The sequence below is a fragment of the Vibrio sp. 970 genome (assembly GCF_033339075.1).
Window position 1 is genome coordinate 1 of record NZ_JAWOTW010000654.1, and the last position, 559, is coordinate 559.

Genomic DNA, 559 nt, shown 5'->3' on the forward strand with positions numbered 1-559 from the left:
CGGTATCCCACTAGTTGTTAACCAAGTGGGCGGCATGTTCGGCTTCTTCTTCACTGACCAAGAAACAGTAACTTGCTACGAAGACGTAACTAAGTGCGACATCGAACGATTCAAGCGTTTCTTCCACTTAATGCTAGATCACGGCGTATACCTTGCGCCATCAGCATTCGAAGCAAGCTTTACGTCTCTAGCGCACGGTTCAAAAGAGATCGACGCGACACTAGAAGCGGCGGATCGCTGTTTTGCAATCATTGCGGCAGAAGCAAAATAAGCCCTATACGCAAGTTATAAGAAAAGGACCGGAAGGTCCTTTTTTATTGCCGGTTCAAAATTACCAAGACAGCTAACACGCCTAGAACAATGCCAAACCACGGAATACGTTTGGTTTTCTTCTCAGATTTACATTTCTTATCGCCGTTACAACAACCCATTTTTCATCTCTTGATTGATAACCGACTGATTTGTAGTCATTATAACAAGGTCATTTACCCCTTCCCAATTCAGCTGTGTCATAAGGCTGAAAGGAAAGCCGGTGCAAAGTAATAAAGGGTTCGTGCTG

At 44.4% G+C, this 559-nt stretch carries 1 pseudogene; it reads left to right on the forward strand.

Annotated elements, in window-relative coordinates:
- Positions 1-271: pseudogene (locus tag R7Q11_RS28435) on the forward strand (aspartate aminotransferase family protein); the annotation flags it as partial.
- Positions 272-559: the final 288 nt, after the last annotated feature.